This window comes from Binatus sp. (SeqCode) (genome assembly GCF_035272065.1).
Taxonomy (GTDB): Bacteria; Desulfobacterota; Binatia; order Binatales; family Binataceae; genus Binatus.
Window position 1 is genome coordinate 31,369 of sequence record NZ_DATEQZ010000114.1, and the last position, 18,118, is coordinate 49,486.

An 18,118-nucleotide genomic window follows, 5' to 3' on the forward strand; every position below is an offset into this window, starting at 1 on the left:
TTCACTGCCTTATTCCCTGGCGGCTGCATTCCTTTATCTCGTCCTCGCCCACCTCGGCATCCATCAATTTGAAATGCACGTTGCTGCCGGCGACGCCGCTGGACGCGACGTCCTCCTTGATGAAGTATTTCTCGCCCGCGTGCGCGTCAAACTTTAACTCCGCCGTCGCGTCGGCCGGGGTCGCACACGTTATCGGGCCCGTGTCCGCGATGAACTCGTAAAAGCCGGCGGTTTCCAATTCTATACTCTCATGGCCGCAGACAATCATCGGATTCACCTGCGAACTGATAAGCCCGTACGGCCGATAGATGTAGATAACGCTCCGCGACGCGGGCGCCGCCCTCGGCTGATACGCTTCGCCCTGCGCGCCGCATCCTGCGAGCATCGTGCAAAAAGCCGCCGCCAGGATTCCTGTCAGGGTGCGAGTCACTCTTAGTCTCACGGCTTCGACGCGCGAACGTAGAAGAACAATGGGACGTGATCGCGAAATTTGCGAAACGCCTCCGGATGCAATTTGCAGGCGGACTCGGGCGCGCGCGGCTCGCGAATCTCGTCGAGCCTGAGACCAGCAGAGACCGTCGGGTTGATGTAGTCGGCGAGCGTGCGATCGAAGCGCGGCACGCCAAACTCCTCAACCTGCGATGCGTTTGGTGCGTGCCCGAATTTCCAGCGCTCGATCCACGCTTCGTCGTTGAAGTAATCCGCGACGGTGAATTTGATGGCGCGACCCGAATCATCTCTGAGCCAGCCGAAGCCTTTGGTCGCGAAACATGGATGCAAGATGCTGAACGCGAGCGTCCCGCCCGGACGCAGCACGCGCGCGATTTCGCGCATCGCGCCGGGGAAATCGGGACCGTCCATTAGCGCCATTGTCGAGATGACCGCGTCGAAAGAATCCGCACTGAAGTTTGCGAGGTCGGTGTAGGAAGCGCGCTCGTAGCGGATTCCCAGTGGCTCGCGTTTTTCGTCGGCGACAGCGAGCGCGATCATTTTGCCGGAGAGATCGATGCCGGTCATGCGGGCGCCGCGTCGCGCGAAGATCCTCGTGTTGTGTCCCTCACCGCAGCCGGCATCTAGCACAGTCTGGCCGCGCAGGTCGCCGGCGAATTCGAGGAACGCGGGATTGTTCCAATGCTCGCGAAAAATGTCCCAGCGCTTGCGCACCTGGTCGGCCCGACATCGGCATTGCGATCCCATTGCGCGGCGACTTCAGACTCCGAAATTTCCGGCGGCATGCTCTCCCTCCTGCGCGCGCTGGCGATGCGCGCCTGAAAAAAATACGGACGAGGAAATCTCGTCCGCTGAAGGACCGGGCTTTGGCGGATGCAGTTCGCATGGCGATCCACATCCTGAGGGTTTGGCCAGTATATGCGCGATCCTCAACGTTGACAAGAGTTCGACGCGCCTTGATCGTGAACGCATGACGCAGGAAATCTCCCGCGCTCGCACGGCGGCAAAAGTTGAGGCGGTCGGTCTCGATTTCGGCACCACCAACAGTGCGATAGCGATCGTCGGCCCAGATGGTTCGCCGCGCCTGGCGCGGTTTCCCGCCGCCGAGCGTGGCGATGTGTCCGAGACGTTCCGCTCGATTCTGTTTTTCGAGGCGGTCGAAGAAACCGGCGGCACCGATTCAGCCGTCTCGGTCGGCAACGACGCGATTCGGCGCTACCTCGCGGCCGCGGGCAACGGGCGGCTCGTGCAATCGCTCAAGTCGTTCCTGGCCGACAAGACTTTCGAGTCCACCGACGTCATGGGTGAGACGTACACGCTTGGAGATTTGATCGCGCCGATCATCAGCGCGCTCCGCGATGCGGCGATCGCGCAATTCGGCGAATTGCCGCCGCGAATCGTGGTTGGCCGCCCCGTTCACTTCGCGGCTGCCGGCAATCCGGACGAGGCGCTCGCACGCAGCCGGCTCGACATCGCGATTCGGCGCGCGGGATGGACCGACGTTGTGTTCGAGTACGAGCCGGTTGCGGCGGCGTATGACTACGCGCTGCGAATCACGCGCGACGAGACGGTGCTGATCGCGGACTTCGGCGGCGGCACCAGCGACTTCTCGGTGTTGCAACTGAAGCCGCGAGCGGCCGCGAAGCATGGCGCGGCGCGCTACGAGATCCTGGGCAACGACGGCGTCGGCATCGCGGGCGACGCCTTCGACAGCCGCATGATGCGTCACCTGGTCGCGCCCGCGCTCGGCCGCGGCACGAAGTACCGCTCGCCGTACGGGATGGTGCTGCCGGCGCCGACCTGGCCGTACACAAATCTGGAGCGATGGCACCATCTGTCGTTCCTGAAAGCTCGCGCGACGATGCTGAAGTTCGACGAACTGAAGCGCGAATCCTTCGAACCGGAAAAGATCGCCGCGCTGATTCATATAGTGGAAAACGATCTCGGCTACTTCCTGTTTCGAGCGGTGGAGAAGACCAAGCTCGAGCTCTCCGCGCTGGAAGCGGCGGACTTCATGTTTTCCGATCCGCCGGTCCTGATCGAGAGGATAGTTGCGCGGCCTGATTTCGAAAATTGGATCGCGCGCTATCTCGAACAGATCGCCGGATGCGTCGATCGGCTGATGAAGACGGTCGCACTCAAGCCCGACGCGATCGACAGCGTGTTCCTGACCGGAGGATCGTCGTTCGTGCCGGCGGTGCGGCGGATTTTTATCCAGCGCTTCGGCGCCGATCGAATCCGAATGGGCGACGAGTTCACCTCCGTTGCGCGCGGCCTGGCATTGCGCGCGCTGGACGTCACCGACTGACGCCGCCGCGCGGCCCCGAATCAGGCGAGGGAGTGGGGATAGGTTGCCGTGAGGGCGGGCATCTCGAGGCCTAGCTGTTCGCATCGCCTCGACAGCATCGTGACGTAGAGCTCGGCAAGTTCTTCGTTGTCGCGGGATTTCAGACCATAGCGGATGCAGTCGTAGGTGAAGCCGGTGCCAGGCGGGCCGAAGAAATTCACTGCGCGCGGGATCCATCGGCGCAGCGCGGTGTTGACCGACTTGACGCCGAAATGCTCGACGGCGTCGCCAAGCTGCCGCGAGGCGAAGATTTCGTGGTCGGCTTCCTCGTCGAGAATTATTTCGGCGGCGCGCGCATGGGGCGCGTAGCTGGATTCCTTGTAGTTCTCGCCGATCATGATGAGGCCGGTGGTGTCGAGGCTCAGCGACGCCATCAGGAGGTCAAGCTCGCCTTCGGCCTTCGACGCGAAGTAACTGGGCGCGTCGAAGGAGGGCGCCTTGAGCACGGCGATCATCGAGCGGTCGGCGGCTTGCTGCGACACGCCGAGTTCTTCGAGCGCATCGTAGATAAGTCGCGCGTGCTTCTTTTCCTCGGCGAAGTTCTTCTCGACGATGGGGCGAAGATCGGGGTTGTCGAGCGTCGCGAGCGCGCGCTGGTAACCGATAGCGGTGAGCTTCTCGGCCATCGCATGCGCGGCGAGCAGGCGCAGCAGCACCTTGGTGTAGTGCGAATCGACGCGGCCCTCGTTAAGAGCCTCGGCGTTCAGCGATCGCGGCGGGAATTCGCGCCGGATCGGCATCGCGGGTTACCTCAACGGCTCGCGGCGCGCGAGGGCAGGATTACGGTGGCGGAGCCCGGCGTGGTCTTCTCGCCCTTGGCGTTCTCGAGCCAGATTTCGCAATCGACCATGTGATGGCTGCCGTCGGTGTATTTCTTGGAGACCTTGCCGCGCGCGACGACCTTGGTGCCCGGCTGATCCATCCCGCGGTACTGCACGCCGAGCTTGCGCAGCCATCCGAGCTCGCCGGCGAAGTCGGTCATCAGGTGACCGAGGAACGCGTTCTTCAACGCGCCGTGCAGGATTACGCCGGGGAGGCCGTTGCCGACCGCGAAATCCTTGTCGTAATGGATTTGATAGAAGTCGCCCGACGCGCCGGCATAGCGGACGAGCTGCTGGGTGGTCGGATTTTTTTCGAGCGGTCCGATCTCGGTGCCGACTTCGACATCTTCGAAATAGGTTTGTTTCGCCATCGTAGGCATCCTCTCGAATAACTCTAGTAGCGGATTCCGGTGGAGCGTTGAATGACGCAGACCTCGCCGAACTGATTGGTATAAGTGGTCTCGACCGTGCTGAACACCATCGGGCCAAGCCGGCCGGCGGCCTCGCGCAAATCGACGAGCCTGGATTGCACGGTGATGCGGTCGCCGGCGCGAATCGGCACGAAGTACTCCCAGTCGGAGCCGCCGTCGAGGCCGCGGAAGGTCGGCATGTCGAGCTTGATATCGGGAATCGGCGAGCCCATCGAGCGGCAGAAAGTGGGCGGCGCGATCATGCTGCCGAAGCGGGTCTGGCGCGCGTCGCGCTCGCTGTTGAAGAGCGGATTGCGATCCTCGATCGCCTCGGCGAAGCGGCGAATCGCGCCGCGCTCGACCTCGTAAGTTCGCGGCTCGGAAGTCTTGCCGATTTGCTTGCGGGCTTCGTCGGTAACGTATTTGTTGGCCATCGTCTTTTCAGCGTCCCCTGTTTACGTTTCGGTCTCTCAAGCCTGTATTACCACAGGCGCGCGCGACGTGGATAACGCCGCGTCGTTTGCGATCGCTATGCGCGGGACTAGGATGGGGACCGGGCCGGAATCGGAGGACACGCAGATGGCGAAGCTGAGCGCGGAGCAGATAGCGGAGAAGCTGAAGGCGCTCCCCGGATGGGAGTACAAGGACAACGCCATCAGCAAGATGTTCAAGTTCAAGGAGTACCTTCACGGCATCGAGTTCGTGCAGAAGGTCGCCGAAATCGCTGAGGCCGCCGACCATCATTCCGACATTACGATCAACTACACGCGCGTGACGTTCTCGTGCTCGACGCATAGCGAGGGCGGAGTGACCGACAAAGATTTCAAGCTGGCGGACAATATCGAGATCGCGTTCAACGATCGCGACGCGTAGTCATCGATCTGCAAGCACGATCCAGGCGGCGGCCGCGGCGGCTTTTTCTTCGGCGCTCCACGGCTTGCCGACGGCGCTGCCTAATTCAGTCACGGCGAGCTTGATTGCGTCGGGAGATTTCCCAAGCTTTGCGGCCGCGCTGGTGAAGACTTCAGACTCGACGAGCGTGAGCGCCGGTATGCGCATCGTCTTTGCAGCTGCCGAGAGCGCGTGCGGGAAGAGCTGGCCCTCGCGGGCGTGCGCGCGCGTGTGAGGATTGCGAATCGATTCGGGATCGGTGCCGCTGCCAGCGACGAGCGCGATTCCAAGTATCGAGCCCAACGCGGGCTGGATCTCATCGACCAGCTCCCGCAACGCGGACAGCGCGACGCGCTCGACGGCTTTCAGAGCCTGCGGCACGACGCGCGCGCTTTCGGCGGGCGGCAGTTCGAGCTCAGCATGGAATGGCTGATGGGACTCGGGGATCACAGGATCCCAGAGTTGCAAACTCCTGCGCGATAAGACACGCGGCGTGGACGCCGGTCCCGCCATCACGATCGCAGTCGCGCGGCCAGTCTTGACGCGAAAGCCGATCGCGAGCTGCGGTGATTTGTCTTTCGAGGCCATCGGCTTGTGTCACAGCATCAGCGCGATTTCCAAATCGAATACTTCGGCGGCCAGGTGCCGTGGCCGCCCGGGTACTTCGCATGCATCACGCTTTCGATGCGGAACTCGAACGCAAGTTCATCGTTGGTGGTGGTCATGCCGCGTCCGACGAGGTCGCTACGGACCTTGTCGGCGATCGCTTCGCTGTCGATGAACGTCGCGCGGCCCATCACGAGGAACTCGTCGTCGACGTCCACCGGCGGGAAGGTGTGCAGCGCGTAGCGGCCGTCGCGCCGGAGGTCGGCGCGCTTGGGGGTCGGGCCGATGAGCGCGTAGAGGTGGCCGTCGACGATGGTGGGGCAAATCGGATGCAGGCGCGGCGCCCCGTCTTTCCGCAGCGTCGCGAGGAAGGCGAGGCCAACGCCGAATTGATAGAGCATCTGTCGTCCCGCCGCCGCGATATCGGGCGCGTCGGTTTCGAATTCATTCCAGGTCGCCATTGGATGTCCTCCTTGAAGCGACCTATTTTCGCTATTTCTTCGCTTATGTCAAGCGTGAGGTGATGGATGGCGATCGTGCGAGCCCCTGCCGCAGGCGCGATTCTGATTGATCGAAAAAGCGGAAGATAGGAATTTATACCACCCATTGTGGTTTGAAAGCGCTCCGACACCAAGGGTAGCTTCGTTCCGTCAGAAATTATTTTTCGGCAAGGCTGGCGTCGCCCAAGGGGCCGGCCCAATCGGGAGGGAACGTTGTGACAGTTATCCATACCACAGTAGTGGCACAGAAAATCCGGCCAGGTCACGCTGAAGAGTTCATCCCCGATTAGGGCCCTGAACCTCGAACTCAAGTTTCGACGCCGTTACGCGCCGCATATCAACCGAGAGCAGGAATCACACTCTCATCATCTTTGTAAGCCAGGGCGAGGTTTATCTGGGGAGACAATTGCTTTGGTGGGAATGCACGCTCAAACAGGCGTTCAAAGGCCCGCCAATTTGGTGCCGACCGCATCAGTGTAGTAACGGCGATCAACTGATTCGCCAGATGCTCGTTCCCGATGTCTTTGGATAAGTGCCTCCAGTGAGGATGCTTCCTCAGTCCCTCATCGTTCGCGGGATTAACACGCTTAAGTTCTTCCCAAACCCCCGGGGGCAATTGCTTATAGACAAGTCTTGCGGTCAGAGAACTCAAAAGTCTTGGCCGCTTCACAGAGGGAGGGCTGTACTGCCATCGATGCAGCCGGAATAGTTCCTTATAAAACTCTTCCGGAAATCGCTTGGTCCACGGTAACGGAATGAGTTCAGGATTGATGTATTTTTCGAGGATTTTCTGTAGATCTGCTCTATCACGTTGTGCTTGGTGACCCGTAACCTCGTCGACGAGAGCAATGATTCCAATCCCGGCCAAAGCTTTAAGAAGTAGCTCGCACTTTTCGGCGATATGAAGCTGGCTCGGAAGTAACTTTCTAGCCTGCTTTGCGTCGACGAAAACTTTACAGATTTCGGGAAGTAGTCTTGCGTCATACCCGAAAGCCCGCACTGCGCCACGCTCACTGAATGCCCTAAAGAGAATCGGAGTCGTCGATCTGATTAAATCCTCAGAAATGAAGGGCCTTAGGTTTTTCGCCGCCAGAAAAGCGGGCGGGTTGTCGACCACGGACGCGCCTTGTCCGCCCTTGGCTTTTTTTGCGCGTCCAATCGCATGAAGAACACCTTCCTGAGTCAGCACGCGGCGCTGGTCTTCTAGAACTGCGCACGGAATCTCGGCATCACCAATCTTGAGGACTCTGGTTTCAGTTATCGCTTTGGGGACATTGCTCCACCGCGATTCAGCAGCGATGCGAGCAATTTCAATGCGCTTTTCTGACGATAGGGCCTGTGCTCGGGCGATCCCGCCTTTAGATTGAGGAGTCTCGTCAACCATACTTGCCGTTCTCCTTAGATGCTTGCAGTACGTAGCCTACAGCAGCAAGCATATTTTGTCAAGACACTGTGCTTGCAGCCTTACGGCGAGTTGTTGCCTCAGCCTGACAAAAGGTGCACAAGGAGCCGTTATGCCAATTTACTATCGAGGGGCGGGAACAGGGACGTACTGGAACCTCAATGACGCCACGGCCTTGGGGTTTCAACCTCGCGATCCGGGTATCACGCCATCAACCACCAGAATCATCCAACATGTCGCGCAGGGTCTGACACTGAGCCCATACATTTCGCTCACGCGGTCGCATCCAGTAGCATTGCACTACGCGCTTGAGACGGGTACAAATCAGCCTACGGTACATGCGCCCGCCTACGTGTACGAAATCGAAATCAATGGCCCGTCATCTGGGTTCACTCTGATTGATCCGCTCAAAGAAATTGCAGCGGCGGCAGTTGGACCTTTTGATCCTGTGGGGTACCAGCATGACGGATACCCGACGGTCTTGTTGGGAGTCGTGTCTTCGCTGATGGCCTTTTTTTTGCCCCTGCCTATACCGCAATCGACTGCAGGTGGAATCGGAGTGCGCTACGCCACCGTAAGTCCCTTCATTTGGGGTCTTGCAGCATCGTTTGGGGTCTTGCAGCATCGTTGAGAGATGCAGAAATTCTTGCCGTTGGCAATATTCCGCGAAATTGTGTTATACGGCGCACCGCAGTCTACTAGAGGGTAGGTGTGTAAAAATGCCAGCCACAGACACGAGACGAACTACCCGGATCATCCCCCTTGATCTTTCGTCGGTCGACTATCCAGCAGTCCGATTTCTCCGCGCAGAAGTCAACGCGGGACACTATGCTCCATTTGCACTGATCCGCTATTCGGTTCGAGGTATCGAAAAAAGTAAGGCCCTTCGACTCGACTTGGACAAGCGCGTCTTCATCGATCCTTCTGATCTCGAAGCTTCGGAGGAGTTTATCGAGGCTACTAGCAGGGCCGCGCCCATCATCGCTGAGCGCGTATCTCGCGAGGCATGGCGATGGTTCTCCACTGAACGGTAGACGGAACTTCGCTTCTAGCGGAGTTCGCCACTTCCCAACTTTTTATCGTACCGCAGGCCGACCTGTCACGTGCTCGCCGGTCCATCAGCCTTCGCTGTCAACTTCAACATAATTCTCTATCAAGCCGCTCAATTTTTGCGGGGGACGAAGTATTGGGTGCCGGGGCCGGCGTGGTCGATTTCGCGGATTAGCTGGCCGAGGTCTTCGGGGTTGGCGACGAAGTCGATGTCGGAGGTGTCGACGACCAGCAGCGGGGCCTCGTCGTAGTAGAAAAAGAAATCGCGGTAGGCGGACGACACGCGCTCGAGGTAGTCGAAGCTGATGTGGCGCTCGAAGTCGCGATTGCGCTTGCGCAGGCGCTCGGCGAGCACCTCGATAGTCGCGCGCACGTACACGACAAGGTCGGGTTTGGCCATCTCGGCGTCGAGCAGCTTGTACACGTTGTCGTAGAGCTTGAGCTCGTCGGGCGCGAGATTCATCGCGGCGAAAATTTTATCTTTCGCGAACAAATAGTCGGCGACTGTAGCCTGCGTGAAGAGATCCTGCTGCTTCAGCTCACGCTGCTGATGGTGGCGGGTGAGCAGGAAATAAAGCTGAGCGGGAAAGGCGTACTTGTCGGGATCCTGGTAGAAGCGCGGCAGGAACGGGTTGTTGTCGGCATCCTCGAGCATCAGGCGCGCACCCAGTTCGCGCGCGAGCGCCTGCGCCAGGCTCGTTTTGCCAACCCCGATGGGGCCTTCGACCGCGATATAGCCGCGCCGGCGCATCGGGCCTCGATTGTGGCACTAGCTCATCGCAGTCGCGAGCGTGGAGGGCCCACGCCGCTCACTTGCGATGCTTCTTGGCCATGTCGCGGAGTTTGCGAACCTGGTCGTCGGGCGCGCCGCCGCGCTCTTCCAGGTCGGCGGCGGTGTCATAGTCGGGCGGAGTCTTGCTGAGATAGACCTGCGCCAACTGCAGGTTGGCGACCTTGTTGTCCGGATAATCGCCGATCACGTCATTGAACAGCTTGAAAGTGGCGTCGGGAGTGCCGGCAGCTTTGGCGGCCTCATTTATCTTTTGCATCATCGGGTCCGCGTCGGGGAGGAGCGTTTCGCTCTTGTGCGCCCTCGACAGCAGCATCGCGGCGCGGATGCCCTGCTCGTAGGTGACGATGGCGTCGGGGTATTTCTTGTCGGCCAACTGTTGATCGCCGATTTTTTCGATGATTGGAATCGAGTCGGATAGCGCGCTCACCGCTTTTTCACGAGCCGCGGGAATCCTGGTCGTGACCATGATGTCCTTGAGCTGAGCGAGGCCTTCCTCGACCTTGCCCGCCTTGATCTTATCGAGCGCCTGGCCCGAGGAATTCGCCATGTCCTCGAGCTGCTTGTAGAGCCGCGCCTTTTCGAGCAGCTTCTGGTCGGTGGGATCGAGCGTCGAGGCGGCCATGTATTCCTTGGCGGCGCCTTCCTGATCGCCGAGCGCTTCATCTATATGCGCGAGCGACTTGTGCGCGTCGAGGTCGTTGGGGTCGTCCTTGATCGAAAGCTCCAGTTCCTTCTTGGCACCGTCGAGATCGCGCTTTTCGAACAGATCCTCAGCTTTGTACAGGTGCTTCTTCGCCTCGGACTGGCATCCGCTGACCAACGGTATTGCCAGCAGGACGGGCAGTATCAGCGCGCGTGCGATAGCTGTTCGCATCGAAATGTTCCTCTCGCGGGTTCGGCGAAATCCGGATGAGTCTGCAAGCAATAGTGCGGAATTGTCAAGACGAGATGCGCGTACGTCAGCGGGCGTGGCTTGCCGGGAGAGCTTTGCGTAATCGCAGCACAGCTGCTGAGAACGGAGCAGAATCCTGAATCGCGCGCAAAAAACGCGCTGTACAATCACCCTCACCTTAATCCTCTCCCTTGAAGGAGATCTTTGCGTAACCTATGTGCACGCGTTCCAGGAAGCAGAATCTTGAATCGCGCGCGAAAAATGCGCGCTGTAATCGGACCCTCACCTTCATCCTCGCCCTAACAGGGCGAGGAGACAGAAGGGCGCGGCAGGTTATGCAAAGATCTCCTTGCAGGGAGAGGATACAGATCAGTCCGTGGGCATCGGCAGCGGGAAATGCACGCGCTCCTTGGCGACGCTCAGCAGCTCGACCTCGGCGCCGGAGCGCGCGAACGCGCCGATGATTTCCTCGACCAGCCATTCCGGCGACGACGCGCTCGCGGTCAGGCCCAGCGCGCGCACACCTTCGAGCATCGCGGGCTCGACGTCGGCGATCGAATCGACCAGGAACGCGCGCGCACCGCGCATCCGCGCGACCTCGACCAGCCGGTTCGCATTCGAGCTCTGCTTCGAGCCGACGACCAGCACCGCGTCGCTGACTTGTACCAGTTCCTTGACTGCGTTCTGGCGGTTCTGCGTCGCGTAGCAGATGTCGTCGGTCTTCGGCGCCTGCATCGTGGGGAAACGCTCCTTGAGCGTCTCCATGATCTCGCGGGTGTCGTCGACGCTGAGCGTGGTCTGCGTGACGGCGGCGATGCGCTCAGGATTCTGGACCGCGACGGTGCGCGCCTCGGCGACGCTGCCGACCAGCACCACCTTGCCGGGGGCGACGCCGAGCGTGCCCTTCACTTCCTCGTGGCCGGCGTGGCCGATCAGGATTACGGTGCGGCCTTCGTTGTCGTATTTTTCGACTTCGAGATGGACCTTGGTGACGAGCGGGCAGGTGGCGTCGATAACGCGGAGCGCGCGATCCTTGGCGCGATCCCATTCGCTGGGCGCGACGCCATGCGCGCTGAAGATGACGCGCTGGCCCGTGGGCACTTCGTCGAGGCTCTCGACAAAAATCGCGCCCTCGCGTTCGAGCGCTTCAAGCACGAAGCGGTTGTGCACGATCTGATGGCGCACGTAGAGGGGGCGGCCGTAAGAGCGCAGCGCGCTGCGGACGGCCTCGACCGCGCGATCGACGCCTGCACAGAAGCCGCGCGGCTCAGCCAGAATGATTTTTTCGACGGATATTTCGCCCAACGCCATCTTACATTTGTAACTGGTAACTGTCCGGGCGGTCAATGATGGTATCCGCAGCGATCATTCAAGCGCCGGCGGGTGCGAAGTCTGGCAACCGATCCACACCTCGCCGCCTTCGAAATGCTCTTTCTTCCAGATCGGCACGATTTCCTTCAACCGATCGATTGCAAACCGGCACGCCTCGAACGCCTCGGCCCGATGCGGCGACGAGACCGCAATCGCCACCGAAGTCTCACCAATCTCGATGACGCCGACGCGGTGCGCGATCGCGATGCGCGTGATTTTCCATCGAGCGCCCGCCTCGACCGCGAGCTTGCGCATTTCGGACAGCGCCATTGGCTCGTAGGCTTCGTACTCGAGGCGAATCACGACGCGGCCTGCGTTGTCGCGGCGAGTCGTGCCCGTGAACGATACGATCGCACCGGCGGCAGGGTCGGCAACTTCGCGCTCGAGCGCGGCAACGTCGATCGGACTACGTCCGATTGTGATCTTGCCGACATACGCCGGCGTCTCTGTACCGCCGCTCACGGGCGGAATGAAGGCGATCTCGTCGCCCTTGCGGGGCTTGAAGTTGCCTTGGACGTATTCCTGGTTGACGGCGAAGCCGACAGAATTGTGATGCCCGCCGAGCTCCGGAAATTCGACGACTATCTGCCGCCAGATGTCCGCGACCGTGGTGCCGTCGGGAAATTCTCGCGTTAGCTCGGCCGTGTGCGCGCGCTCACGCAGCGTCGCGAACAGTTTGATCGTGAACTTGTTCATTTGCTCAGCAGATAAGTGATGTGCCCGAGCTGGGGGATCAGCAGCTTCTCCACCGCAAGCCGGCACGCGTCGGGGGAACCGGGAAGCGCGGCAACGAACTTGCCGTGACGCACGCCGGCAATCGCACGGCTCATCATCGCGGCCGCGCCGATTTCATTGAACGAAAGCATTCGGAACAATTCGCCGAAGCCTTCGAGCTCCTTGTCGAGCAGCGACTTCACGACTTCGGTGGTGCCATCGCGCGCAGTAATGCCGGTGCCGCCGTTGACGATGATCGCGTCGAGGTTCTCCAGGTTGTTGACGATCGCGGCCGAAATCTTCTCACCGTCGTCGGGCAAGATCTCGTAGTAGTTGACGCGGTGGCCGGCCGCCTCGAGTAAAGTGCGGATGAGCTTGCCACTTTCGTCAGTCTCGGGCGTGCGCGAATCGCTGGCGGTGATCACGCCGACTTTGAGATTCTTGCGCGCGTGCTTTTCGTGCTCGTGGACCGACATGCGGATTAGGATTACACAATCCTCGATGGCATTATAAGCAGTCCGCGTCCGCGATGCCCGCGGCGGAAACCAAACTGCCCGCCCGCGAGTTACCAATCCCGGGACCTCAAGATGACCACCGCGTCCAGCCGAGCCGCAGTTTTTTTTCGCCCGAAAATTCTACTCATCGTCATTGCAGTCATCGCTATCCTCTACGGCGCGCATCGCATCGGCGCGGGACCGTGGCTGACCAACGCGCTCGACTGGGTTCGTGGACTCGGTGCGCTGGCGCCGCTCGCGTTCATCGCAATTTACATAGCGGCGTGCGTCGCGTTTCTTCCGGGATCGATCCTCACGATTGGCGCCGGCGTGATCTTTGGCGTGGTGCGCGGCTCGATCTACGTTTCGATTGCTGCGACGCTCGGCGCGACCGCGGCTTTTCTCGTGGGCCGCTACCTTGCGCGCGATTGGGTGAGCGCAAGAATCGAAGGCAACGCGAAGTTCAAAGCGATCGACGAAGCGGTCGGCAAGGAAGGATGGAAGATCGTCATCCTGACGCGCCTGTCGCCCGTGTTCCCGTTCAACCTGCTCAACTACGCCTACGGGCTGACGCGCGTGACTTTGCGCGACTACTTTTTCGCGTCGTGGCTTGGGATGATTCCCGGGACAATTCTCTACGTTTATATCGGCTCGCTGAGCGGCGACCTCGCGCGCGCGGCCGCTGGTAGCGCCAAGCGCACGCCCGCAGGATGGGCGCTCACGGCAGTCGGATTCGTCGCGACAGTCGCGGTGGCAGTGTACGCAACGCGAATCGGCGCACGCGCGCTGCGCGAAAAAACTTGAAGGATACACATCGATGTCATCGCACGCGCTAAAGCACGAGCCGCTCGACGCTTACAACCTCGCGCTGACGGAAAATCTGCATCCGGCAGAATGGGTCAATCCCGCGCCTGCCGACCGCTACAACATGGTGGTGATCGGAGCGGGCACTGCGGGCCTCGTGACGGCGGCGGGCGCCGCAATTCTCGGCGCGAAGGTCGCGTTGGTCGAGCGCGACCTGATGGGCGGCGATTGCCTGAACTTCGGATGCGTCCCGTCGAAGGCGCTGATCCGCTCGGCGCGCGCGGCCGCCGCGGTTCATGACGCGGGCCGCTTCGGCGTCGAAGTCCCGCCGGGGGTGCGCGTGAATTTTCCGGCCGTGATGGAGCGGATGCGCAAACTGCGCGCCGACCTCAGCCCGACCGACTCCGCCAATCGATTTCGCGGACTGGGCGTCGACGTTTTCATCGGCGACGGACGTTTCGTCGCGCCCGACTGCGTCGAGGTTGACGGCAAGCGACTGAAATTCAAGAAAGCCGCGATCGCTACCGGCGCGCGCGCCGCATCGCTGCCGATTCCGGGTCTTGCCGAAGCCGGCTATTTGACCAACGAGACGGTTTTTTCGCTAACCGAATTGCCGCGGCGAATTGCGGTGATCGGCGCCGGACCAATCGGATGCGAGCTGGCGCAGACGTTCGCGCGCTTCGGCGCGCAGGTCACTCTGCTCGAAGTCGCGCCGCAAATTCTGATTCGCGAGGATCACGACGCCGCGCAGCGGGTCGAGCGCGCCATCGTCCGCGACGGCGTGGAGATCATCACGGGATGCAAAATTTTCGGAGTCGGTCAGCTTGGCGGCGAAAAAATTATCGCGACAGAGCGCGACGGCGGCCGCCGCGAAATTTCAGCCGACGAGATATTGATCGGCGTCGGACGAGTGCCTGCTGTCGAGGGCTTGAATCTCGAAGCCGCGATGATCGAATACAACAAGCAAAACGGCGTGAAAGTCGACGACCACCTGCGCACGACGAATCCGCTGGTGTACGCGGGCGGCGACGTCGCATCGCCATACAAGTTTACTCACCTGGCCGACGCGCATGCGCGCATCATTCTGCGCAACGCACTGTTCTTCGGCCGCCAGCGCGCCAGCCAACTGACTATTCCATGGTGTACGTACACCGATCCCGAAATCGCGCACGTCGGACTATACGAAGCCGAGGCAAAAGAGCGCGGAATCTCGGTCGCGACCTATACGCAGGAACTGGCCGAGGTCGATCGCGCGGTGCTGGACGGAGAAACCGACGGCTTCGTGAAGGTGCTCGTGAAAGAAGGGACCGATCAAATCGTCGGCGCGACGATTGTCGCGAGCCACGCCGGCGAGATGATCTCGGAGCTCACGACCGCGATCAAAGCTGGCGTAGGACTGGGCGCTCTCGGCGACGTGATCCATCCCTACCCGACGCAGGCCGACGCAATCCGCCGCGCCGCGGGGCTCTACACGCGCACGCGGCTCACGCCCTTCGTCGCAGGCTTGATGAAGCGCTGGTTCGCGTTTACGCGATAAGAAAAATCGCTCGCTGAGTCAACGCAGCCGCAGGTTGAATGCCTGCCGCCCCTTCTCGCCCGAGCGCACGTCGAACTGAACCTCGTTGCCCTCGCGCAGGTCGTCGAAATATACCTTGGGCGACAACGCCGAGCGATGAAAGAAAACTTCGTCGCCGCCGTCGTCCGCGATTATGAAGCCGAAGCCCTTGTCCTTGACTACTTTCTTGATTGTTCCGAACACGCGATCCTCCCCCGAACAAAATTGTGCGCGCCTTGAGCTTACGACGCTGACAATTTAAGTAAAGACGTACTCAACGAAGAACACGAGGCGCGCGCGTGCTCAAGGCCGTCACACTGAAAGAAATCGAAAGAATCTTCGCGGTGATCGATCCGATGGGAATCTCGCGCGAGGCGGTCGTGATTCCGCTGCGCACCGAGCATCCGGGCCGCGTCTCGATTTTGAAAAACGGCAAGCTCGAGATAGTCGTCGAACGCGACGGCGACTTCGAGGATTGGATCACTCGGCTCGGGGCGCGGATTCGCGACCTGATGAAGCCGGAGGCGGACTAAGCTCGATCAGCACGGCGCCGTGATCGACGGTTTGCCCCTCCTCGACGCGAACATGCTTCACGAGCGCCGCGCTCTCGGCGGCGAGCGTCGTTTCCATTTTCATTGCTTCGATCACGACCAGCGGCTGCCCGGCCTCGACCAGGTCGTCGTCGCGCACCAGCACCTTGAGCACCTTGCCGGGCATCGGCGCGGTGATTTCCGCCGCTGCGAGCCCGCGCGCGCGCCGCCGCGCCGCAGCCTCGGCCGGCTTGAACTCGAAACAAGCGGGTCCGACTGAAACGAGGATCGATTCTTTTCGCCGCGCGCCGAAAACGGGATAGCGCCGCCCATCGATCGCAAGAACCCCACCCCCGTCAGCATTCGGCCTGAACTCCGCCGCGAGTTCCCGGTCTCCGATGCGCACGCGAATTGTGCTGCCGTCGCGTAAAATCACCTCGGCGTCGATCTCGTGCGAGTCACCCGCGCGTGTGAGCTTCATCGCCGCGATCCCCACAGCTCGAAGTTATTCAGGCTGTCCCACGGCGACCGACGCTCAGTATTTGCCTTCGGTGCAGCATTTTCCGCTTGCACGTCACCCGCGGTGATTGCTGCTGCGACAATCGCCGCATCGATTTCGTCGTTAGTGATCTTCCACTCAGGAAAAAATTGATCGATGAAGTGTGTCGAGAGTCTCGCGTCGCGAAACTGCTCGCTCGCAACGATATCGCGCAGGTACGCCGCGTTGTTCGTCACGCCAAGCAGCGCGAATTCGCCGAGCGCATTGACCAGCCGCCCGCGCGCCTCCTCGCGAGTCGGGCCGTAACAAATCAGCTTGCCGAGCAGACCATCGTACCACGGCGTAACTTCGGCGCCGCGCGTCATATGCGAATCGAAACGCACGCCCGGCCCGCCGGGAACACTCAGATGGAGCACGGTTCCCGTCGCAGGACGAAAGTTGTGCTCGGGATCTTCGGCGTTGATTCGGCATTCAATTGCCGCGCCGCGTGGAGCCGCGGGCTCCGACACCTTGCCGCCCGACGCGATCCGCAACTGCTCGCACACCAGGTCGCATCCGAAACGCATCTCGGTCACGGGATGCTCGACCTGGAGGCGCGCATTCACTTCGAGGAAGTAGAAGTTGTCACCCTCGACCAGAAACTCCGTGGTACCTGCATTGGTGTAATGCGCCGCGCGCGCGAGCTTCAGCGCCGCGTCGATCATCTTCGCGCGCATCTCGGCGGAAAGGCCCGGCGCCGGTGACTCCTCGATAATTTTCTGATAGCGCCGCTGGATCGAACAATCGCGTTCGCCCAGCGCGACCAAGGCGCCGTGCTCGTCGCCGAGAACTTGGATTTCGATATGCCGCGGATGCGCGAGATACTTCTCGATGAATATCCGCCCGTCGCCGAACGCAGCCGTCGCCTCGCGCGCAGCCGCTTCCAGAGCGCTCTCGAGCTGAGCGGCTTCCGCAACGATGCGCATGCCGCGTCCGCCTCCACCGGCGGCAGCCTTGACCAGGATCGGATATCCGGCGAGCGCGGCAAACGCGCGGGCCGCGGAAATTTCCGCGGTTTCGATTCCAGGCACCACCGGAACTCCCGCCGCGACCGCGATTCGCCGTGCCGCAACCTTGTCCCCGAGAGCCGCCATCACCTCCGGCCGCGGTCCCACAAACACGATCTGCGCGTCCGCCGCGGCCCGCGCGAACTCGGGCCGCTCGGAGAGAAATCCGTAGCCCGGATGAATCGCGTCGGCGCCGGATTGCTTTGCCGCCGCGATTATCGCCGCGATGTCGAGGTAGCTCTTCGCAGCCTCGGCTGGCCCGATCGCAATCGCCTCGTCCGCCGCGCCGACGTGCGCGCTCTTAGCGTCCGCTGCCGAATAGACGGCTACGGTCTTGAGGCCGAACAAACGCGCGCTGCGGATGATCCGAAGCGCAATTTCGCCGCGATTTGCGACGAGTAATTTCGTGAGCCGCGCCATAGATTCGACGAAGCTAGCACAATCAATTGCAACCGGCGCGCCCGTCGTATAATTCCCGACAGGGCATCGGACCTGCATGAATCGCTACTTCGAGGATTTCACCGCCGGCCAGACTCTTAAGCACTGGCCCGGCCGCACTATCACCGACTTCGACAACACCTGGTTCACGCTCATGACGATGAACACCAACCCGCTTCACTTCGATGTCGCCTACGCCGCGACCACGCAGCACGGCCGTCCGCTCGTCAACGGGCTGCTGGTGATGGCGACGGTGGTCGGCATGAGCGTGAAGGACGTGAGCGAGAACGCGATCGCGAACCTTGAGTACGAGTCGGTGCGTCACACCAGTCCGACCTTCGCCGGCGACACGCTGTACGCCGAGACGACGGTGCTCGAGACGACCGCGTCGAAATCGAAGAGCGACCGCGGCGTAATCTACGTCGAGACGCGCGGCCTCAATCAACGCGGCGAACAGATAATGATCCTGCGCCGCAAAATTCTCGTCCCACGGCGGCCCGCCTGA

The 18,118-nt window shown here is 61.2% G+C and carries 23 protein-coding genes; 7 read left to right on the forward strand and 16 right to left on the reverse strand.

What is annotated here, in order from left to right; translation table 11 throughout:
- Position 1 precedes the first annotated feature (1 nt).
- Together VJX68_RS18210 and VJX68_RS18215 are read right to left on the reverse strand one after the other, a co-directional pair.
- Positions 2 to 442: a lipoprotein gene (locus VJX68_RS18210; protein ID WP_324097151.1), complete on the reverse strand. Its 441-nt coding sequence runs from the start codon at positions 440 to 442 to the stop codon at positions 2 to 4.
- Positions 439 to 1,197 carry a class I SAM-dependent methyltransferase gene (locus VJX68_RS18215; protein WP_324097152.1) on the reverse strand — a complete coding sequence of 253 codons (759 nt, stop codon included), beginning with the start codon at positions 1,195 to 1,197 and terminating at the stop codon, positions 439 to 441. Before VJX68_RS18215 ends, VJX68_RS18210 begins: the two co-directional genes overlap by 4 nt.
- Positions 1,198 to 1,357: 160 nt before the next feature.
- Between VJX68_RS18215 and VJX68_RS18220 the strand changes: the two genes are divergently transcribed.
- On the forward strand, positions 1,358 to 2,758 hold the full coding sequence (locus tag VJX68_RS18220) for an Hsp70 family protein (protein WP_324097153.1): 1,401 nt from the start codon (positions 1,358 to 1,360) through the stop codon (positions 2,756 to 2,758).
- 20 nt (positions 2,759 to 2,778) lie between these two features.
- On the opposite strand, the gene VJX68_RS18225 is transcribed toward VJX68_RS18220, so the two are convergent.
- Genes VJX68_RS18225 through VJX68_RS18235 form a run of 3 tightly spaced genes read right to left on the reverse strand, consistent with a single transcriptional unit; the run spans position 2,779 to position 4,462 of the window.
- On the reverse strand, positions 2,779 to 3,537 hold the full coding sequence (locus VJX68_RS18225; RefSeq protein ID WP_324097154.1) for a Phenylacetic acid catabolic protein: 759 nt from the start codon (positions 3,535 to 3,537) through the stop codon (positions 2,779 to 2,781).
- Positions 3,538 to 3,548: 11 nt separating this feature from the next.
- Positions 3,549 to 3,989, reverse strand: a complete 441-nt coding sequence (locus VJX68_RS18230; RefSeq protein ID WP_324097155.1) for a MaoC/PaaZ C-terminal domain-containing protein — start codon at positions 3,987 to 3,989, stop codon at positions 3,549 to 3,551.
- A 23-nt stretch (positions 3,990 to 4,012) separates the two neighbouring features.
- Positions 4,013 to 4,462 carry a MaoC family dehydratase N-terminal domain-containing protein gene (locus tag VJX68_RS18235; protein ID WP_324097156.1) on the reverse strand — a complete coding sequence of 150 codons (450 nt, stop codon included), beginning with the start codon at positions 4,460 to 4,462 and terminating at the stop codon, positions 4,013 to 4,015.
- 145 nt (positions 4,463 to 4,607) lie between these two features.
- On the opposite strand from VJX68_RS18235, the gene VJX68_RS18240 reads away from it, so the two are divergent.
- Positions 4,608 to 4,901 carry a 4a-hydroxytetrahydrobiopterin dehydratase gene (locus VJX68_RS18240; protein WP_324097157.1) on the forward strand — a complete coding sequence of 98 codons (294 nt, stop codon included), beginning with the start codon at positions 4,608 to 4,610 and terminating at the stop codon, positions 4,899 to 4,901.
- On the opposite strand, the gene VJX68_RS18245 is transcribed toward VJX68_RS18240, so the two are convergent.
- From VJX68_RS18245 to VJX68_RS18255, 3 genes are all read right to left on the reverse strand, one after another.
- Positions 4,902 to 5,507, reverse strand: coding sequence for a hypothetical protein (locus VJX68_RS18245; protein ID WP_324097158.1), 606 nt, complete (start codon positions 5,505 to 5,507; stop codon positions 4,902 to 4,904).
- 17 nt (positions 5,508 to 5,524) lie between these two features.
- Positions 5,525 to 5,986, reverse strand: coding sequence for a pyridoxamine 5'-phosphate oxidase family protein (locus tag VJX68_RS18250; RefSeq protein WP_324097159.1), 462 nt, complete (start codon positions 5,984 to 5,986; stop codon positions 5,525 to 5,527).
- Positions 5,987 to 6,362: 376 nt separating this feature from the next.
- Complete coding sequence (locus tag VJX68_RS18255) at positions 6,363 to 7,409, reverse strand: P63C domain-containing protein (RefSeq protein ID WP_324097160.1); 1,047 nt, start codon at positions 7,407 to 7,409, stop codon at positions 6,363 to 6,365.
- Between the two features lie 130 nt (positions 7,410 to 7,539).
- On the opposite strand from VJX68_RS18255, the gene VJX68_RS18260 reads away from it, so the two are divergent.
- Positions 7,540 to 8,058: a hypothetical protein gene (locus VJX68_RS18260; protein ID WP_324097161.1), complete on the forward strand. Its 519-nt coding sequence runs from the start codon at positions 7,540 to 7,542 to the stop codon at positions 8,056 to 8,058.
- A gap of 531 nt (positions 8,059 to 8,589) precedes the next feature.
- On the opposite strand, the gene VJX68_RS18265 is transcribed toward VJX68_RS18260, so the two are convergent.
- The 5 genes from VJX68_RS18265 to VJX68_RS18285 all read right to left on the reverse strand — a co-directional run bounded on the left by VJX68_RS18265 (position 8,590) and on the right by VJX68_RS18285 (position 12,723).
- A complete protein-coding gene (locus VJX68_RS18265; RefSeq protein ID WP_324097162.1) occupies positions 8,590 to 9,228 on the reverse strand; it encodes a deoxynucleoside kinase in 639 nt (212 codons plus the stop codon).
- 58 nt (positions 9,229 to 9,286) lie between these two features.
- A complete protein-coding gene (locus VJX68_RS18270; RefSeq protein WP_324097163.1) occupies positions 9,287 to 10,144 on the reverse strand; it encodes a tetratricopeptide repeat protein in 858 nt (285 codons plus the stop codon).
- 387 nt (positions 10,145 to 10,531) lie between these two features.
- Complete coding sequence (gene ispH, locus VJX68_RS18275; RefSeq protein WP_324097164.1) at positions 10,532 to 11,473, reverse strand: 4-hydroxy-3-methylbut-2-enyl diphosphate reductase; 942 nt, start codon at positions 11,471 to 11,473, stop codon at positions 10,532 to 10,534.
- Positions 11,474 to 11,527: 54 nt separating this feature from the next.
- Positions 11,528 to 12,229, reverse strand: coding sequence for a molybdopterin converting factor subunit 1 (gene moaD, locus VJX68_RS18280; protein WP_324097165.1), 702 nt, complete (start codon positions 12,227 to 12,229; stop codon positions 11,528 to 11,530).
- Complete coding sequence (locus VJX68_RS18285; protein ID WP_324097166.1) at positions 12,226 to 12,723, reverse strand: MogA/MoaB family molybdenum cofactor biosynthesis protein; 498 nt, start codon at positions 12,721 to 12,723, stop codon at positions 12,226 to 12,228. Before VJX68_RS18285 ends, moaD begins: the two co-directional genes overlap by 4 nt.
- Positions 12,724 to 12,834: 111 nt before the next feature.
- On the opposite strand from VJX68_RS18285, the gene VJX68_RS18290 reads away from it, so the two are divergent.
- Both VJX68_RS18290 and VJX68_RS18295 read left to right on the forward strand, forming a co-directional pair.
- Complete coding sequence (locus VJX68_RS18290; RefSeq protein WP_324097167.1) at positions 12,835 to 13,545, forward strand: TVP38/TMEM64 family protein; 711 nt, start codon at positions 12,835 to 12,837, stop codon at positions 13,543 to 13,545.
- Positions 13,546 to 13,558: 13 nt separating this feature from the next.
- Positions 13,559 to 15,082 carry a mercuric reductase gene (locus VJX68_RS18295; protein ID WP_324097168.1) on the forward strand — a complete coding sequence of 508 codons (1,524 nt, stop codon included), beginning with the start codon at positions 13,559 to 13,561 and terminating at the stop codon, positions 15,080 to 15,082.
- An 18-nt stretch (positions 15,083 to 15,100) separates the two neighbouring features.
- Here the strand turns inward: VJX68_RS18295 and VJX68_RS18300 are convergent, their stop codons facing one another.
- Positions 15,101 to 15,304: a cold-shock protein gene (locus VJX68_RS18300; protein WP_324097169.1), complete on the reverse strand. Its 204-nt coding sequence runs from the start codon at positions 15,302 to 15,304 to the stop codon at positions 15,101 to 15,103.
- Between the two features lie 95 nt (positions 15,305 to 15,399).
- On the opposite strand from VJX68_RS18300, the gene VJX68_RS18305 reads away from it, so the two are divergent.
- Positions 15,400 to 15,633: a hypothetical protein gene (locus VJX68_RS18305; protein ID WP_324097170.1), complete on the forward strand. Its 234-nt coding sequence runs from the start codon at positions 15,400 to 15,402 to the stop codon at positions 15,631 to 15,633.
- Here VJX68_RS18305 and VJX68_RS18310 read toward each other — a convergent pair.
- Both VJX68_RS18310 and VJX68_RS18315 read right to left on the reverse strand, forming a co-directional pair.
- On the reverse strand, positions 15,581 to 16,111 hold the full coding sequence (locus tag VJX68_RS18310) for an acyl-CoA carboxylase biotin carboxyl carrier protein subunit (RefSeq protein ID WP_324097171.1): 531 nt from the start codon (positions 16,109 to 16,111) through the stop codon (positions 15,581 to 15,583). The two genes, VJX68_RS18305 and VJX68_RS18310, sit on opposite strands and share 53 nt — an antisense overlap.
- Positions 16,108 to 17,595, reverse strand: a complete 1,488-nt coding sequence (locus tag VJX68_RS18315) for an acetyl-CoA carboxylase biotin carboxylase subunit (protein WP_324097172.1) — start codon at positions 17,593 to 17,595, stop codon at positions 16,108 to 16,110. Before VJX68_RS18315 ends, VJX68_RS18310 begins: the two co-directional genes overlap by 4 nt.
- Positions 17,596 to 17,671: 76 nt before the next feature.
- Here VJX68_RS18315 and VJX68_RS18320 point away from each other — a divergent pair, with 76 nt between their 5' ends.
- A complete protein-coding gene (locus VJX68_RS18320) occupies positions 17,672 to 18,118 on the forward strand; it encodes a MaoC family dehydratase (protein WP_324097173.1) in 447 nt (148 codons plus the stop codon).